Genomic DNA, 16,226 nt, shown 5'->3' with positions numbered 1-16,226 from the left:
GATACTGATTGTATTACCTTTTATTATTGAAGCCGTAGCTCTGATATCCTCAGCGGTCTCCGGCCTGAGGTAGCACCATGCAACTCATCGACATCGGCGTCAATCTGACAAACGCCAGCTTCGACTCGCAACGACAAGCGGTGCTTGATCGCGCATACGCTGCGGGCGTCTGTCAGTTACTGCTCACGGGTACCAGCGTCGAGGGCAGCGAGCAGGCCTTGAAGCTTTGCCATGAGCTCGACGAAAGCGCTTTGCGACTGTTCAGCACCGCAGGGATTCACCCTCACTCGGCGGTTGACTGGAACGCCGACAGCGAGCGCCAGCTGCGCGCCCTGCTTCAGGAAGACCGTGTGCGGGCCGTTGGCGAATGCGGGCTGGATTTCAATCGCGACTTCTCCCCTCGCCCGCAACAGGAAAAGGTCCTGGAAGCGCATCTGGCAATGGCCGTGGAGCTGCAAATGCCAGTGTTCCTCCACGAGCGCGATGCCAATCAACGCTTGCTGGAAATCCTCCGCGATTACCGTGATCGTCTGCCTGCCGCCGTGGTGCATTGTTTCACCGGCGAACAGCGTGCGCTCTACAGCTATCTGGATATGGACCTGCACATCGGCATCACCGGCTGGATCTGCGACGAGCGCCGCGGCGGCCACCTGCATCCCCTGGTCCGAGATATTCCCCGAGGCCGATTGATGCTGGAAAGCGATGCGCCGTATCTGCTGCCACGCACCCTGCGGCCCAAGCCGAAGAACGGCCGCAACGAACCCGGCTTTTTGCCGGAAGTATTGCGCGAAGTGGCGCAGCATCGCGGTGAAACCCTAGAGGATCTGGCCAGCCACAGCAGCGCTACCGCCCGGGAATTTTTCGCATTACCTCAAATACCTGTCGCCGCTCAGGATTAGGTTGATCCAGGTCAAGGAACGCTTTGTTCAGTGGGAGATGATGATGGCACCTTGCTGCATATCTCCTCCTGACTAACCAAAGAAGACCTCCCATGGGCACCTGGATTAGCAACCTTTCCCTGAAGTACAAATTCTGGGCCGTCAACGCTGTGGCCTTTTTCACCACGTTGATGCTGGTTATTTACGCCCTGCAACTGGAGCAACAGGCTCGCATTGATGACGCTCGAGAATCAGCTCAGGCGCAGGCAAGACTGCTCACTGCCTGGCCTGCATCCCAGGCGCTGCCGAGCCAGCCAGAGCTGCTGGTTTTCACTGCCGGGCAAACACCCGAATTCAAGGGACAACCTCTGCCTGAGTTAAGTGCTGCCACAGAATGGGTGGAACTCGGCTCACAATCGTTAACGGGCGAACACCTCCTGACAGGTGCTCAGATCGTGTCACGGCCTGACGGGCAGCGCATTGCGGTACTGGCGTTTGCCCCAAGCCTGATGCAAGTGCTGGAGCAGCGCTTCGCTAACTACGCCATTGCCGTGTTGGTACTGATGCTCGCCATGCTCGGCGCTTCGCAATTGCTGATCCGCTTCCTGCTGAGCCAGCTCAACACGCTCAAGGACGTCATGCTGCACGTGGAAAAAAGCGGCGACCTGTCTGCCCGCGTGCCGCTGACCGGCGAGGATGAAGTGGGTCAGATGGCCAAGGCATTCAACGCCATGCAGGCTGGCTATCAGCGGGTCGTCACTACCGTCTCGCAGACTGCTGCGCGCCTGGATCAGGGCGCAGTGCATCTGGCGACAGGCATGAACGACGTGCGCCATGGCATGCTTGGCCAGCAAAGTGAGACCGATCAGGTTGCCACCGCCATCAACGAGATGTCTGCGACGGTTTTCCATATCGCCCAGCACGCCAGCACCACACGGGATCAATCCCGGACCGCCGATACTCTGGCGGGCAGTGGCAAGGCTGTCGTTGATCGGGTCCAGACCTCGATTGCCGGTTTGTCGAGTGGCGTGCAGCAGACCGCCGGGATGATTCAGCGTCTGGCCGAAGACAGTCAGAAGATCAACGGCGTGGTTAGCGTGATTCATAGCATCGCCGAGCAAACCAACCTGCTGGCCTTGAACGCGGCGATCGAAGCGGCACGAGCAGGCGAAATGGGCCGCGGCTTTGCGGTGGTCGCCGATGAAGTCCGCAACCTGGCGAAACGCGTACAAGTCTCGACAGATGAAATCACCACGATGGTTTCAGCGTTGCAATCCGGCACGCGGGATGCCGTCGACTTTATGCAGGACAGCTCGTTCAAGGCTGACGAGTGCGTGCAGCAAGCACACGAGGCAGGCGAAGCGCTGGCGGCCATTGCCGATGCGGTGGCGCAAATGCGCGAAAGCAACACCCAGATTGCCGTGGCCGCACAGCAACAAAGCCAGGTCGCCGAGGAAATGAACCGCGCCGTGGTCAGCATACGCGACGTGACCGAGCGCACCGTCAATCAGACGGTGGACTCGGCGAGTACCAGCGACGAGCTTGCGACCCTGGCGGGTGAGCTGAGCAAAGCGATTGGGCAGCTTAAGCTTTGAAGCGGACTCGCTGCCCCTTCATTTGCCCAGGTCCTGTGCCATACCAGATTCTGTGGGAGATTCTATGTTGGCCTGCAAACGCGAATCCGTGCGAATTCATTCGCGAAGGGGACGGTACATTCGATGTATCCGTGCCGTCAGGAATGCCGCCTTCCCGAATGAATTCGGTCCCACCGGGATCAGCGCTTGCAGGCAAAGATGGAATCTCCCACATGCGGATCGCATTCCAATCCAAAAATGGAGTTTTGAAACTTAATAATTTAGCGCCTATCACACCGATAGTCAGACTTGATTCGCCGCCACTGCGAGTCAGGCCTACTCTTCAGGCATTCACAATGTTTGTAGAGGAATGCAGTCATGGCCAAGCGCTTACTCAATCTCCATATAGGGCAATGGCGCGGTGACGCGAAAAATCATAAGCGCTCGACCCAGCATCTGATCGCCGTACCGTTATTACTTCTGGCCACTCTGCTGATTGTGGACGGGATATTTTCCATGAGCGTTATCTCGTTGGCCGTTGGCATCATCGGGATGATCGCCGCGTTGGGCATTGAGCGTCACGGGCAATCGCTAGCGGCGTGACAACGGGCTCATCCAAACACCGTCACCGTCTGCCGACTGATCGCAATCAGCTCCCCCGTCGGCGACCAGAGCATCGCGGCGGTGTGTCCGTAACCATCGCGAGCATGCTCGATTACCGCTTTGTAAGAACACCAGTCATGAGTGCTCAACACAGACATGGGCTGGACAAACTCGATAGTCCAGGTCAGTGAACTGCCCGGCGCGGGTTTGCTCAGGTGAGGCAACAGCGCCGGTGGCCAGGCGTCGACCAGCGCCAACATGTGGGCTTCGCTGGAAGGCCCTTCTTCGATATCGCGAAACCGCACATAACCGCCAATGGCCGGGGAAGGCGTGTTGCTGAAGGGCAAACCGCCCAACGCCCAACGCAGCTCCATAAAGCGCAGGTACTCGGGCATCATGCCGCTGACGAAGGGCAATTGCGGACACGCTTCCAGCGGCTTGAGCGTTGGCGCGGGATCAGCCTTGACCGAAATCACCGACTCACGGGACGCACCGAAGCTGCCCTGAATCAGCGTCATCACCTGACCATTTTGCGTGGCTCGCCCCAGCAACTGGCTGACGGCTTTGCCCTCGCGCAATACCTCTACTTCGAAAGCAATCGGGACGCCAGGCTCGGCCGGGCCGACAAAGGTGATCGCCAGTGAGCGCACCGGCCTTCCCTCAGGCACTTTGGCGCGCATCGCTTCATATTGCAGCGCTGCCATCAAACCACCAAAACTGGCGCGGCCTTGCGCCCATTCAGCCGGGATAGTCACGGCCAGCGGGTTACGCTGCACCGCGTCGATCAGCTCGGAAAACTTCATGTATACCCCGTAGTACCGGTAATAAAAAACCCGCGCGGTGGCGAGTCAGCAAACAGGTGTTGATCTTAACCAGCCATCATGGATAGCGTATACGTCATATTGGCCATATTTGCGGCCGGATCAACGCTGACCAGTCGCTCAAGGGCCGCACAGTCTCTGGCGACTAACGCACCTGTACAGACTGTGTGAAAACGTAGCGAGCGACGGCAAGACAAGGCAAAAACAGGCGAAAAAGCGGAGTCTAGGTGTTCTAAATGAGCATTTTTCGCCTGTTTTTAACGCAGTATTGCCGAGCGCAGTAGTTTTCACACAGTCTGTGTAGGAGCGCGCTTGCCCGCGATTGGGTCCGTCAGCCGATTAATATATTGCCTATGCCGACGCAATCGCGGGCAAGCGCGCTCCTACAGTTAGCAAAGCATTCCAAATCAGACAGTTGGAATGTGTTTAACGGCAGCCAATACTCTAAAGCGATTTCAACCGAAGCAGGTCTTGCTCAAGCGCAGCAGCGCAACGTCAGCCTTCTTCTCGGCACGTACGATGCCGGTTTGCCAGGCGGCGATGCAAGGTGCCAGATCGCGCTCCTGCCCGGCCTGAGCCAACCATTGCAGATGATCATGCCAATCGCCCAGCGCACCTTGAGCGGCCTTCAGACGCGATTGCATTTTCTTTGGCTGATGACTCAACTCGGGATAAGCGTCCGCGGCGTAGCGCACGCGTTTGATCAACAAGCGCAGACGATGCCGGTCATGAGCCGGATCGGCGATGGCTTCGCGAAGTTTTTTCCACTGCTTGTCCATGCCTTTCTCGATGGTCTTGCGCAGGCCTCGCAGCAATTGCTGGCGTTGTTGCACCCGCAAAAATCCCGGAAACTGGTCCAGGGTGCTGAACAGTCGAGCGAGCTCAGCCGATGTCGCAACCTGCCCGTAAGCCTTGCTCACCTTATTGATGCGCACCGACGCAGCCTCGGCCAGGCCTTGCTCGGCCAAGTGTGCGGCAAGTACTTCCATGTCCCGCAGCGGCGTGGTCAATTCCCCTACCGCCTTGGCTGCCGCTTCCAGCTGCTCGACACCTGATACGCCGCGAAGAGGACGCAACACGCTGCGCAGACGCCGGACCGTAGTGCGCAGGTCGTGCAACGCCTCGGGGTCGGTGGATGCGGCAAGGCGCGCCTGACAAGCCAGCAACTTGATGTGCAGGCCCAAGACTTGTGCGACCAGGTGGTCAACCATCGATGACATGAACTCATCCTTATCGTGAATCGTGGGTTTCTTTGACTGGCGATAAACGCCATGGCAAACGACGCCGTAATTGCTTCAAACGCCGCCGCAGTTCGGCCGGTGAAGACGAGCTACCCGCATAACGCTGAGCCTGAAACTCTAGGGCGAAGGCGACAATTGCGTCGGCATGCCCCGGCAATACCAGCGCAGCACGACGCGAGAACTCCTCGGCGCCCTCCCCCGGCAAACGCCGCAGGCCATGACGTGCCAGCAGTCTTTCGAACGCGCCGAACAGGCGAAGTTGCGAATCACTTTCGCGCTGCCAGGGTTTGAACACCCATAACGCGATCAACCCCATAAACACGCACAGACCCACGATGAACGCCGGAGCCTCCAGGCCGGAGAACCAGCGATTCAGCACCCGCAACTGCTCTTGCCCCTGATAGCCAAGCACCCACCGCTGCCAGCCGTAATTGAGATTATCCCAGCTGAGGCGCAGCGAATTGAGCCACGGTACATGGCGATAGCGCAGCGCCGACATGGGCGAGTCCGCTAGAAACGCCTCGTCCGCCGCCAACGCCTGCTCCAGTCCTTGTTCTATACGTTGCGGCGCCACAGCGGCGGTGGGATCGACGCTGCGCCAGCCAACACCGGGCTGCCAGTACTCAACCCAGGCGTGAGCATCAAACTGGCGTACCGTCAGGTACTGGCCGTCCGGGTTGAGTTCGCCGCCCTGATAACCGGCCACCACCCGCGCCGGAATACCCGCCGCACGCAACACGAAAGTCATCGCCCCTGCGTAATGCGCGCAAAAACCACGGCGGCTTTCAAACAGGAAGTCATCAATGCTGTCTGGTCCCAGCGTCGGTGGTTTGAGGGTGTAGTGATAAGGCTCGCGGGCAAAGTAATCGAGCATCGTCTGCACCAGCTCATCGGGCTGTGGATGACGGCGCAACAGATCGCTGGCCCACTGCCGCGCCTGAGGGTTGCCCTTGGCGGGTAATTGCAGGTCCTGTCGCTGAATGTTCTCGCTGAGTTGCGCCTCACGGGTCGCGTCCGGCCAGGAGATGACGTTGTAGAGCAACGACTGCTCCACCGGCCGACGTCTCTGCAAGCGGAAATCGTTCATCTGGCGCACATCACCCAGATTGCTTTCGGCTACGTCCAGGCTCGATAACCAGGGTCGGCCGCTGGGCTCCATGACGATGCTGTAACTCAGGGAATCACCACGTTTCTGCCATTGCGGCATCTGCACGGTTTGCGCGCGTGGCGACTGCGACCAGCGTCGCCCGTCAAATTGTTCAAGGGTCAGGGAGCGCCAATACAACTGATTACGAGCCGGAATCGGGCCGTCAAAACTGGCGCGAAATACCAACGCCGCTGACTTGCTCAACTCAGCCATGTCCCCCGGCGCCATGTTGTCGGAAAGCCCCGTCTGGCCTTTATTACTCGGCTGCGGCAATGACCAGAGCGGCTCCAGACGCGGGAAGAACAGGAACAGCAGAAGCATCAGCGGCACCGCCTGCACCAGCAATTTGAGCGCCAGCTTGAGGCTGCCGGACTGACTGCTGGAATGACTGGATGACTGCAAGCCGATCAACGCCGCCAATAATGTGCTGACGGGTAACAAGGTGAACGCCGCCCACAGCAGGTTGTCCTCGAACAAGTAGCCGACCGTGATGCAAAAGAAGCCGAGAAAGATCAATACCAATGCATCACGCCGACTCTGCATCTCGAGCATTTTCAGCACAAAAGCCGCGACTAACAGCGCAGCGCCCGCCTCCAGCCCGACCAGGCTGCCACGGGCCAGATACACCCCGCCCGCCGTGCCCACCAGCAGCCCGCCTTTTATCCATGCACCGGGATGGCGAGCACGCATGCGGAAGATCTGCACGCGCCACAGCATGCAGGCCAGCCACAAAATGATGATGGTTCCAGGAATGTGCTGAATAAACGGCACGATGACCAGCGCTTGTGCCAATAGCAGCCAGAGCAGACTGGTACGCGGAATCGGCAGGCTCAGGCCGGACGCAACGGCGCTCATTGCCGCACGCCATAAAGCGCCAGTGCCCGAAGGCAGGTTTCACGATGCAGATTGCCACTGTCCACGGCCGACAGATAACCCGGCAAACGCAAGGCAAACGGTTGCTGACGCTGGGACAGAATCACCACCCAGTAGCACAGACGCGACAGCCGCTCTTCGATATCACCGCCCAAGGCCATGAAATCCAGGCACAAGTCCTGGCCACTCAGATCAGTGAAGTCTTTGAGCAGCAGCCCTTGGCCCCTTGAATATGCCTTCCAGTGCAGGCGTCGCCGATTGTCACCGGGCTGATAAGTGCGCAAGCCCTGATAGTCATCCACGCCGGGGCCCTGAGTGGCCACGCCGTGATCTTCGGCATGAGGTTGAACGCCCTTTAGCAGTGGCATTGCACCCGCCACCGGCCGAGGGTAAATCAGCGCAGTCTGCTCCAGATCCAGCCAGCTCCAGGTGCGCAGAATGCTTAACGGAAAGACGCTTTCAACCCGCAGCCTTGGCGCCCGCAGCCAGCCGCGATTATGCGCAGGCAAGCTCAGTTCAACCTCGATCCGCGCCTGGGAAGCAATATCGACCTGCTGCAACTGCTCGGCGTCCCAGCCCAGCGAGATCGCCTGATGAGCGTGATGATCACTCTCCAGGCGCAGGCTCAGATGCACGGTTTCACCGACAAACACCGGCCGCGCCGTGCCTGCGCTAATCACCAGACCACTCAAGTTTCGGTAGGTGTGCAGAATCCCCAGAATAGCCATCGACAGCAGCAGGAACGTCAGACCATACGCCAGGCTATTTTGATAATTGATCGCCACCAGCAACATCAAAAACAGCACAAACGCGAAACTGCCACCCGTGCGGGTGGGCAGAATGAAAATGCGCCGGTGGTCGAGTTTGACCCGCGACGCTGGGGGTATACGTCGCGCCAGCCAGCGCTGCCAGAACGGTTTGAACTGTTCGATCAAAGCGCCGGCACCTCACGCAGCAGCCATTGGACCAATGCCCCGCCGCCATGCCCGGTGGGATCGGTCCGCTCACGAAGACGATGGCCGACCACCGAGGGCAAGATCGCCTGCACGTCTTCGGGGATCACATACTCGCGTCCGGCCAGCAAAGCCCAGGCCCGAGCGGCACTGAGAATCGCCAGACTCGCCCGTGGCGACAATCCATAAGCGAACTGTGGCTGGGCGCGGGTTGCGTCCACCAGCCGCAAGACATAATCCACCAGCGCATCGCTGACCCGCACTTGCCGGGCCTGCGCCTGCAACGTACCCAGCTCGGCGTGATTAAGCAGCGGCTGTAAACGGGGTAACAAGTCCCGTCGTGATTCGCCCAGCAACAGGGCTTTCTCGGCAGAGCGTGCGGGATATCCCAGAGAAAGACGCATCAGGAAGCGGTCCAGTTGCGACTCGGGCAACGCGAAAGTGCCGCCCTGGCTGAAGGGATTCTGGGTGGCGATGACAAAGAATGGATCCGGCAGAAGACGCGTCGCGCCTTCGATAGTGACCTGCCCCTCTTCCATGGCTTCAAGCAAGGCGCTCTGGCTCTTGGGCGTGGCGCGATTGATTTCGTCGGCCAGTACCAGCTCAGCGAAAATCGGCCCTGGGTGAAAGGTGAACTGTCCGGTTTCCCGATCAAACACCGAGGTGCCAAGAATGTCACCCGGCAACAAGTCCGAAGTGAACTGAATCCGCTGGAAGCTGAGGCCCAGTACCTTGGCCAGGGTATGGCTGAGGGTGGTTTTGCCCATACCGGGCAAATCTTCGATCAACAAATGGCCGCCACCGAGCAGGCAGGTCATTGCCAACCGGACTTGCGGCTCCTTGCCTAACACCACCTCATTAATGGCGTTGAGGCACTCATCGAGTTTTCTGCCCATCGAAAACACTCTCCAGGCGACTGCCTATGGCTAAAAACAGGACTGCTGTGCAGTCACAATAAAGTTAGCGTAGGTGTTTTCGCCAGAGAGAAGAGGAAATTGGTACGGAAGGGATGGGAATGTTGCCTCAAAAACAATTGTGGGAGCGGCGATTGCGCGCGATAAACGATAACGCGGTATGCCTTCTGGCCGCGTCTCATGTATCGCGGGCAAGCACCGCTCCCACAGGCGGCCTCCTCTACTTACCTGCCAGCGCGGGATTCGCGAATATAGAAGCGGGCTTTTTCGGCTTTCTCGGTGCAACCTTCGAAGGCTTCGAATTGTTGCTGGGTCTTGGCGCCGGTCAGCAAGGACAAGGCCTTGGAGTAGCTGACAGTGCCGGCGAAGCCTTCAGCCTTGGCCAGATCAAGTTCCTTCCAGGCTGAATCAAGCTGCGTCCCGCAACTTTCGCGATAACCGGTTTTACCCGCGCAACCAGTGAGAACCAGAGCAAACAAGGGCAGGACAATCCAGGCTTTCATCGGTGTTACCTCAAGAAGAAATATCAATGGTGCAGCTTTGACGGTGTCACTTGCTGAAAGTGCCATCACCGGGGCCGCAAGGGTAACTGTTTTTTTGCTGAATCAGAGCCTTCACATCGCGCAAATGAACGATAAAAATAGCCCGATTCAAGGGTATGGTGGATCAATCTGATTCGGAGGTCGTTCATGAAAAAACGTATAGCACTGGTGCTCGGTTCTGGAGGCGCTCGGGGTTATGCGCATATCGGTGTCATTGAGGAGCTGGAGCGCCGCGGTTACGAGATAGCCTGCATTGCGGGTTGCTCCATGGGCGCAGTGGTTGGCGGTGTCTATGCGGCAGGGAAACTCAGGCAATACCGGGAATGGATTGAGAGCCTGGACTATCTGGATGTGCTGCGTCTGGTGGACGTCAGTTTCCGCCTCGGTGCTATTCGGGGCGAGAAAGTATTCGGCCAGATCCGCGAGATCGTCGGCGAAATCAACATTGAAGACCTACGCATCCCCTACACCGCCGTGGCGACCGACCTGACCCATCAGCAGGAAATCTGGTTTCAGGAAGGCTGTCTGCATCAGGCCATGCGAGCCTCGGCGGCAATCCCCAGCCTGTTCACGCCAGTGATGCAGGGTAATCGCATGCTGGTAGATGGTGGCCTGCTCAATCCGCTGCCCATCGTGCCGGTGGTGTCCAGCCATTGCGACCTGATCGTCGCGGTCAATCTCAACTCGACCACCCAAGGGCATTATCAATTACCGGTGATCGAGCGTCCGCCTGCGGTGAAACGGCGCTTCGATCACATGATCAGTTCACTGGGTTCGCGCCTGCCGTTCCGTCGCAAACTGGACGCCGCTGGCAACGAGGTGTTGCACCTGCCGCAGAACAGCCCCAAGGCCAGCGCGGCGACGATCGACAATCCGTGGCTGGAATCTGCCGACCCTCAAGGTCAGCAACCCGCTGCTGCCCCTCAAGGCGAGAGCGCGCCAAAGTCCGCCACAGGATCAGTGATCATCGACAACGTCGGCCCGGCGTCACTGCTGGACCTGATCAACCAGAGCTTCGAAGTGATGCAAACCTCGCTGGCGCAGTACAAGATCGCCGGGTATCCGCCGGATATCCTGATCAATGTGCCAAAACGCGTGTGCCGTTTTTTCGAGTTTTATAAGGCACCGGAACTCATCGCTCTGGGCCGGGAAATCGCCAGTGATACGCTGGATCGGTATGAGGCGGAGCATCGAAGTGGCAGTTGAGGCCCCATTGGATGACTCATATCCTGTGGGAGCAGAGCTTGCTCGCGATAGGCTGGATGCGTTCTAAAGTGAATCGCGTCTGGCTTTATCGCGAGCAAGCTTGTTCTGGTCAAGTTTTTCCGGACACCGATTACGGTGATCAAGCCGCCTGCTGCTCCATAGCTATTGGCGACAAGTAGTTGTTGTAGCTGTGGAGTCTGATTCTGTTGTAGCGCATGAAGAAGCTGGTCATATCCTGCCTGGCTTCTTCAACTGTCGTGTAGCCCTTGGCGGGCACCCACTCTGATTTGAGCGTTCCGAAGAAACGCTCTGTTGGTGCGTTGTCCCAGCACTGCCCCCTGCGGCTCATGCTTTGCGTTATCCCATGCTCCAGTAGCTCGGACTGAAAGCGCTGGCTGGTGTATTGGCAGCCTTGATCTGAATGGAACATCAAGCCTGCATGTTTGCCTCGAACCTCCACCGCCATTCTCAGCGCCTTGCTAACCAGGTTGGCGTCATTGATCAGAGAAAACCCCCAGCCCACGACTCTGCGGGCGAACAGGTCAATAACTACTGCCAAGTGATACCAGCGCTTCCCAACCATCAGGCTGGTGACGTCGCCGCACCAGACCTGATTGATTGCGGTTGGCTCGAAGTTACGTTCGAGCAGGTTCTTGGCCACAAATGCTTCGACGCCTCTGGAGCGGTACTGATGGCGGCGGCGCTGCCTGCTGGCCAGATTTGCCTCCGCCATCAGCTTTCCAGCCAAATACCTTCCGACCTGGATATGCTGGGCCTTCAAGTGCTGAGAGATCATCCGCGCGCCTGCACTTCCCCGGCTTTCAACATGCAATTGCACGACTTTCGCTCTGAGCGCGTCACGGTTGGCTATCGGCGCTGAACGTCGCTTAATCCAGTCATAGAACGCGCTGCGGGAAACGCCCATCACACTGCAAAGCAAGCTGGTCGGATATGAACTCGACTCCCTCAGCTCCTCGATCAGGAAAAACGATCGGGATCCGACATCAAGAGAGCCGTAGCCTTTTTTAATATTTCAGCTTCAGTTTCCAAGCGCTTGACCTTGGCTCGCAGCTGTTGAAGCTCTCGCTGTTCGTCGCTGATTGCCTTGGTACCTGCTACTGGCTGCCCTTTCTGACGCTCTTTACGAACCTGATCAACCCAGCGGCGCAGAGCCGTACGGCCAACCTCCATCGATGCACAGACATCGGGAACTGAGCAGTTGTCATCAAGAACCATGCTCGCAGCACGTTGCTTGAACTCGCGGGTGTAGGTCTTTCGCTCTTGCATGGAACCTCCTGATTGGGCGAATCATATCGCCCTTAAGAGGTGTCCGGGATCATTAAGCCAGTTCAGCTCTGCTCCCACAAGTATGCATTCAGTCACAAAAAGGAGCTCAAGCCTCCCGCAACCGGTACCCCACACCCGCCTCTGTCACGATAAACCTCGGTGCAGTTGGGTCATCCGCCAGCTTCTGGCGCAGGTGACCGACCACAATTCGCAGGTAATGGCTGTCTTCGGTGTGGGTCGGGCCCCATATATCCTTGAGCAGTTGCTGCTGGGTGATGACCCGTCCCGGATGTCGCGCCAGTTGGGCCAACACCGCGTACTCCTTGCGGGTCAAGGCCACTTCTACTCCATCCAGCAGCACCCGGCGATACGCCAGATCCACTGTGAGCGGACCGAACACCAATGCCGCGCCCTGCTGTTCGCCCGAGGGAGCCTGACGCAACAAGGCGCGAATACGAGCCAGAAATTCCTGAATACCGAACGGTTTGGTCACGTAGTCATTGGCACCACCATCCAGCGCCTCGACCTTCTGTGCTTCGCTGGCCCGCACCGAAAGCACCAGCACCGGCACGCTGGACCACTCGCGAAAATCGCGTAGCACTTGCTGGCCATCCATGTCCGGCAAGCCCAGGTCCAGCACCAGTAAGTCGGGTTTGTTCAGCGCGGCCTGATTCAGGCCTTCAGCTCCGGTCCCGGCCTCCAGCACCTTGTAACCCTGGGATGCGAGGCTAATGCGCAGAAACTTGCGAATCTGCGGCTCATCATCGATCACCAGAATGGTTGCGGTCTGACTCATGATCACCCTTATTCTTTAACGTAAAACGGAATCAAGACAGCAGTTCCGCTTCGCTTTCGCCTTGAGGCTGGGCCTGCAACGGCAAATATAAAGTGATGCATGTGCCATGGCCATCAATCCCCTGACCAACAGTGATCCGGCCACCATGCGCGCCTACCATGCCCTGACAGATGGCTAACCCCAACCCCGTGCCCTGCCCACCGCGATCACCTCGTGCAGCGGTATAAAACATGTCGAAAATCTTTGCCCGCTCTTCTTCCGGGATGCCCGGTCCTTCATCACTGACGGCGAAAAACAACTCGCCATCGATGGCCCCGGCTTCCAGTTCAAGCCGCCCATTCACGGGCGAAAAGCGCGCCGCGTTTTCCAGCACGTTGACCAATGCCTGCTCGATCAACGCGGCGTGCACGTAGAGCAGCGGCAGTTCGCCGGGCAGCAAGGTCTGGACTTGCAGCGGCGCCATCACCGCACGCAGCCGGTTCAGCGCACTGCCGACGATATCACCCGGCGAGACCCAGTCCCGCGCCAGTTTCAGCGCGCCGTGACCAAGGCGAGTCATGTCCAGCAGGTTCTGAATGTAGCGATCCAGACGCTCGGCTTCGTCGCGAGTGCCTTCGAGCAGTTCCCGCCGATCTTCAAGGGGAATGGCTTCGCCCAGTGCCAATAGACTGTCGATGCTGCCGCGCATGGCGGTCAGCGGCGTGCGTAGATCATGGGACACAGACGCCAGCAATGCGCTGCGCAGCTGTTCAGTTTCACCATGTAAACGCGCCGCTTCCAAGTCATCCGCCAGTTGCGCACGGGCCAGTGCCTGAGCCAGCGGCTGGCTCAGCGCAATCAATAACCGACGTCGCTGCGCAGTGAAATCCTGCCCCGTACGCGCACTGACCCCCAGCAACGCCAACGGCCCATCTTCGCCTGACAAGGGGTACCACCACCAGCGACTGGACGGCAGCGTGCCGGTGCCATGACCAGCAGGCTGATCATGTTGCCAGGCCCAGTCGGCCGCAGCGCGTTCAGGCTCGGAAAGCTGAGCGATACCACTCTGCACCTTCCAGCCATTGGGGCCATCACGGTCAAGCAAGCAAATTTCCAGCTCCTGCCAGCCGCTCAAATGCTGCCCGGCAGCACTGATCACTGCTTGCCTATCGGTGGCCGCAGTCAGCTTGCGCGAAAGATCGAGCAACTCACTGGTTTCTTCCTGTGTTTCGCGCAGGGCCTGCATCTGTCGACGCTGACGAGCCGCGAGGTTGCCGGTCAACGCAGACATCAGCAGGAAAAAGAGTAAGGTCAGCACGTCTTCTTCGCGCTGGATACTCAGGGAAAAGCTCGGTGTTATGAACAAAAAGTCATAAGCCAGAAACGACAGAATCGAACAGGCCAGCGCCGGTCCCATGCTGGTCCGCACGGCGACCAGCAGCACGGCGGCCAGAAACACCAGCGAAATATTCGGTAGATCCAGCGCGCTGGACACCACCCAGGCCAGAGCACTGGCCAATACCGTGGCAACCACCGCCAGCAGATAGTCCTGCCAACGGGCAGGATGCGAAGAACGCACCCGGGGTTGATCGGGCAACGGCTCGCTGTCCAGCACACTGATTTCCAGCCCATGGGCTTCGCGCAGCAGTCGTTCCGCCACCCCGCCGCCCAACCAACGACGGCGCAGTCGCGGCTGTGACTGGCCGACCAGCAAGACACTGGCGCGACGCTCACCCGCATGTTGGATCAAGGTCCTCGCCACTTCCCCGGCCCGCAACAGCACCACTTCACCGCCCAGCCGCTCGGCCAGTTGCTGCGCACTCTGCAGGCGAGCGCGATTTTGCTCATCGAACGGCCGACCATTGTCGACATGCACCAGGCTCCACGGCAGATGCCGCCGTTGAGCGACACGGCTGGCGTGACGTACCAGACGATCGGCGTGCGCATCGCCATCGACGGCAACCAACAGGCGACCGCGAACGGCCGGTGCAGCCTGCCCTAGCTGGCGATATCCCTGAGCCAGATCGTCGTCGACCTGGGCCGCAGCGGTCTGCATCGCCAGCTCACGCAAGGCGGTCAGGTTGGTCTGAGTGAAGAAAGCGTCGATAGCCGCGCGCGCCTGCTCCGGCACGTACACCTTGCCGTCGCGCAGACGCTCCAGCAGCTCCCGTGGCGGCAGGTCGATCAGCACCAGTTCATAGGCTTCCTGCAACACCCAGTCCGGCAAGGTTTCACGAACCTGCACGCCGGTGATGCCCCGCACCTGATCGTTTAGGCTTTCCAGATGCTGGACGTTGACCGTGGTGTACACGTCGATGCCAGCGGCCAACAGCTCCTGAATGTCCTGCCAGCGTTTGGCATGGCGACTGCCAGGAGCATTGCTGTGCGCCAGTTCGTCGACCAGCACCAGTTTTGGCTTGAGCCTGAGCAGACCGTCGAGGTCCATTTCTTCCAGGGTCACACCGCGATATTCCGAGCGAACCAGGGGCTGCTGCGGCAAACCGCTCAGCAGCGCTTCGGTCTCGGCCCGGCCGTGGGTTTCGACGACCCCAGCGATCAGCGCCACGCCCTGGCGCAATTGAGTGTGAGCAGCCTGCAACATGGCGTAGGTCTTGCCCACACCCGGCGCAGCGCCGAGGAACACCTTGAGCCGACCGCGCCCGTCTCCGGGCATCTCGGCTAGTAACGCATCGGCACGGCCGGAATCACTCATATTGCTCACTCAAAGCTGTGCTTGTTGTTGCGCAGACGTTAACTCATTCAGGCTGCGATTCAAGTTCAAAACGTTAACCACTGGCGGGCCAATCAACGGCCGCGAGGTATTGGCCTCGATCAAACCCTGGACTTTCTCCAGAGGCAGCTTGCGCGCAGCAGCAACCCTTGCAGTCTGGTATGCAACGGCCTCGGGTGAAAGGTGCGGATCAAGACCGCTGCCGGAAGTCGTCAGCAGCGCCAGCGGCACCGGGCCCTGACCTGGCACGACTTCTTTCGCAGCGTCTTCGCTGATCCGCGCAGCGAGCGCCGGATTGCTCGGGGAAAGGTTGCTGGCACCACTGGCGACCGTGGCGAAAGCGCCTGCAGAAGGACGCGAGTGGAACCACTCGTCTCCCGTGAAGGACTGGGCGATAAGCTGCGAGCCGCGAACCTTGCCGTCGGCATCATGAATCAGGCTGCCATTGGCCTGATCAGGGAAAGCGACCTGAGCAACGCCGGTCACGACCAAGGGATAAGCGACGCCGGTGATGAGGGTCATCAAGACCAGAAGACTCAGGGCGGGACGGATGATGGTGGACATGGTGAGAATCCTCATGAATCGAATTTGAAATGCAACCTCTCGTGGGAGCAGAGCTTGCTCGCGATCGGGTTCACAAATAATCGCGGGCAAGCCCAGCTCCCACAGGTCAGTTTTCCT

The 16,226-nt window shown here is 59.1% G+C and carries 15 protein-coding genes; 4 read left to right on the top strand and 11 right to left on the bottom strand.

Annotation, left to right across the window (positions count from 1 at the left end; translation table 11 throughout):
* Positions 1-77 precede the first annotated feature (77 nt).
* The 3 genes from K3169_RS12300 (at position 78) to K3169_RS12290 (ending at position 3,055) form a co-directional block, all read left to right on the top strand.
* Positions 78-899: a TatD family hydrolase gene (locus K3169_RS12300; RefSeq protein ID WP_231678055.1), complete on the top strand. Its 822-nt coding sequence runs from the start codon at positions 78-80 to the stop codon at positions 897-899.
* 92 nt (positions 900-991) lie between these two features.
* Positions 992-2,473, top strand: a complete 1,482-nt coding sequence (locus tag K3169_RS12295; RefSeq protein WP_231678054.1) for a methyl-accepting chemotaxis protein — start codon at positions 992-994, stop codon at positions 2,471-2,473.
* 357 nt (positions 2,474-2,830) lie between these two features.
* Complete coding sequence (locus K3169_RS12290) at positions 2,831-3,055, top strand: hypothetical protein (protein ID WP_122704689.1); 225 nt, start codon at positions 2,831-2,833, stop codon at positions 3,053-3,055.
* Positions 3,056-3,063: 8 nt separating this feature from the next.
* On the opposite strand, the gene K3169_RS12285 is transcribed toward K3169_RS12290, so the two are convergent.
* The 6 genes from K3169_RS12285 to K3169_RS12260 form a co-directional block, all read right to left on the bottom strand.
* Positions 3,064-3,858: an acyl-CoA thioesterase gene (locus K3169_RS12285; protein WP_263271724.1), complete on the bottom strand. Its 795-nt coding sequence runs from the start codon at positions 3,856-3,858 to the stop codon at positions 3,064-3,066.
* A 473-nt stretch (positions 3,859-4,331) separates the two neighbouring features.
* Positions 4,332-5,096 carry a CHAD domain-containing protein gene (locus K3169_RS12280; protein ID WP_263271723.1) on the bottom strand — a complete coding sequence of 255 codons (765 nt, stop codon included), beginning with the start codon at positions 5,094-5,096 and terminating at the stop codon, positions 4,332-4,334.
* A gap of 10 nt (positions 5,097-5,106) precedes the next feature.
* The gene (locus tag K3169_RS12275) at positions 5,107-7,119 is read right to left on the bottom strand and encodes a DUF3488 and DUF4129 domain-containing transglutaminase family protein (RefSeq protein ID WP_231678229.1); all 2,013 of its coding nucleotides are present in this window, start codon (positions 7,117-7,119) and stop codon (positions 5,107-5,109) included.
* Positions 7,116-8,072 (bottom strand): DUF58 domain-containing protein, encoded by a 957-nt coding sequence (locus K3169_RS12270; protein ID WP_122704697.1) that lies wholly within the window; start codon positions 8,070-8,072, stop codon positions 7,116-7,118. The genes K3169_RS12275 and K3169_RS12270 overlap by 4 nt, the downstream gene beginning before the upstream one ends.
* Positions 8,069-8,986 (bottom strand): AAA family ATPase, encoded by a 918-nt coding sequence (locus K3169_RS12265; protein ID WP_122398353.1) that lies wholly within the window; start codon positions 8,984-8,986, stop codon positions 8,069-8,071. Before K3169_RS12265 ends, K3169_RS12270 begins: the two co-directional genes overlap by 4 nt.
* 242 nt (positions 8,987-9,228) lie before the next feature.
* The gene (locus tag K3169_RS12260) at positions 9,229-9,507 is read right to left on the bottom strand and encodes a hypothetical protein (RefSeq protein WP_027901763.1); all 279 of its coding nucleotides are present in this window, start codon (positions 9,505-9,507) and stop codon (positions 9,229-9,231) included.
* Between the two features lie 186 nt (positions 9,508-9,693).
* Here K3169_RS12260 and K3169_RS12255 point away from each other — a divergent pair, with 186 nt between their 5' ends.
* Positions 9,694-10,752: a patatin-like phospholipase family protein gene (locus K3169_RS12255; RefSeq protein WP_255879717.1), complete on the top strand. Its 1,059-nt coding sequence runs from the start codon at positions 9,694-9,696 to the stop codon at positions 10,750-10,752.
* Positions 10,753-10,891: 139 nt separating this feature from the next.
* Here K3169_RS12255 and K3169_RS12250 read toward each other — a convergent pair whose 3' ends face one another.
* The 5 genes from K3169_RS12250 to kdpC all read right to left on the bottom strand — a co-directional run bounded on the left by K3169_RS12250 (position 10,892) and on the right by kdpC (position 16,109).
* Entirely contained in the window at positions 10,892-11,692 is an 801-nt protein-coding gene (locus K3169_RS12250; RefSeq protein WP_231678248.1) for an IS3 family transposase, read from the bottom strand.
* Between the two features lie 38 nt (positions 11,693-11,730).
* Positions 11,731-12,039: a transposase gene (locus K3169_RS12245; RefSeq protein WP_027902288.1), complete on the bottom strand. Its 309-nt coding sequence runs from the start codon at positions 12,037-12,039 to the stop codon at positions 11,731-11,733.
* Between the two features lie 106 nt (positions 12,040-12,145).
* Positions 12,146-12,835, bottom strand: coding sequence for a response regulator (locus K3169_RS12240; protein ID WP_231677381.1), 690 nt, complete (start codon positions 12,833-12,835; stop codon positions 12,146-12,148).
* A gap of 31 nt (positions 12,836-12,866) precedes the next feature.
* Positions 12,867-15,527 carry a sensor histidine kinase gene (locus tag K3169_RS12235; protein WP_263271722.1) on the bottom strand — a complete coding sequence of 887 codons (2,661 nt, stop codon included), beginning with the start codon at positions 15,525-15,527 and terminating at the stop codon, positions 12,867-12,869.
* A gap of 9 nt (positions 15,528-15,536) precedes the next feature.
* Positions 15,537-16,109 (bottom strand): potassium-transporting ATPase subunit KdpC, encoded by a 573-nt coding sequence (gene kdpC, locus K3169_RS12230; protein ID WP_099268634.1) that lies wholly within the window; start codon positions 16,107-16,109, stop codon positions 15,537-15,539.
* Between the last annotated feature and the right edge of the window lie 117 nt (positions 16,110-16,226).

This window comes from Pseudomonas phytophila (assembly GCF_025643095.1).
In the GTDB taxonomy this organism is placed as follows: domain Bacteria; phylum Pseudomonadota; class Gammaproteobacteria; order Pseudomonadales; family Pseudomonadaceae; genus Aquipseudomonas; species Aquipseudomonas quasicaspiana.
Note: the sequence above shows the minus strand (reverse complement) of the source record. Positions and strands in the feature narration are given on the sequence as shown.

Excerpts from the sequence above, each read along its gene's own strand:
- K3169_RS12300 (WP_231678055.1), top strand. The coding sequence starts at position 78 with ATGCAACTCATCGACATCGGCGTCAATCTGACAAACGCCAGCTTCGAC.
- K3169_RS12295 (WP_231678054.1), top strand. The coding sequence starts at position 992 with ATGGGCACCTGGATTAGCAACCTTTCCCTGAAGTACAAATTCTGGGCC.
- K3169_RS12290 (WP_122704689.1), top strand. The coding sequence starts at position 2,831 with ATGGCCAAGCGCTTACTCAATCTCCATATAGGGCAATGGCGCGGTGAC.
- K3169_RS12285 (WP_263271724.1), bottom strand. The coding sequence starts at position 3,858 with ATGAAGTTTTCCGAGCTGATCGACGCGGTGCAGCGTAACCCGCTGGCC.
- K3169_RS12280 (WP_263271723.1), bottom strand. The coding sequence starts at position 5,096 with ATGTCATCGATGGTTGACCACCTGGTCGCACAAGTCTTGGGCCTGCAC.
- K3169_RS12275 (WP_231678229.1), bottom strand. The coding sequence starts at position 7,119 with ATGAGCGCCGTTGCGTCCGGCCTGAGCCTGCCGATTCCGCGTACCAGT.
- K3169_RS12265 (WP_122398353.1), bottom strand. The coding sequence starts at position 8,986 with ATGGGCAGAAAACTCGATGAGTGCCTCAACGCCATTAATGAGGTGGTG.
- K3169_RS12260 (WP_027901763.1), bottom strand. The coding sequence starts at position 9,507 with ATGAAAGCCTGGATTGTCCTGCCCTTGTTTGCTCTGGTTCTCACTGGT.
- K3169_RS12255 (WP_255879717.1), top strand. The coding sequence starts at position 9,694 with ATGAAAAAACGTATAGCACTGGTGCTCGGTTCTGGAGGCGCTCGGGGT.
- K3169_RS12245 (WP_027902288.1), bottom strand. The coding sequence starts at position 12,039 with ATGCAAGAGCGAAAGACCTACACCCGCGAGTTCAAGCAACGTGCTGCG.
- K3169_RS12240 (WP_231677381.1), bottom strand. The coding sequence starts at position 12,835 with ATGAGTCAGACCGCAACCATTCTGGTGATCGATGATGAGCCGCAGATT.
- K3169_RS12235 (WP_263271722.1), bottom strand. The coding sequence starts at position 15,527 with ATGAGTGATTCCGGCCGTGCCGATGCGTTACTAGCCGAGATGCCCGGA.
- kdpC (WP_099268634.1), bottom strand. The coding sequence starts at position 16,109 with ATGTCCACCATCATCCGTCCCGCCCTGAGTCTTCTGGTCTTGATGACC.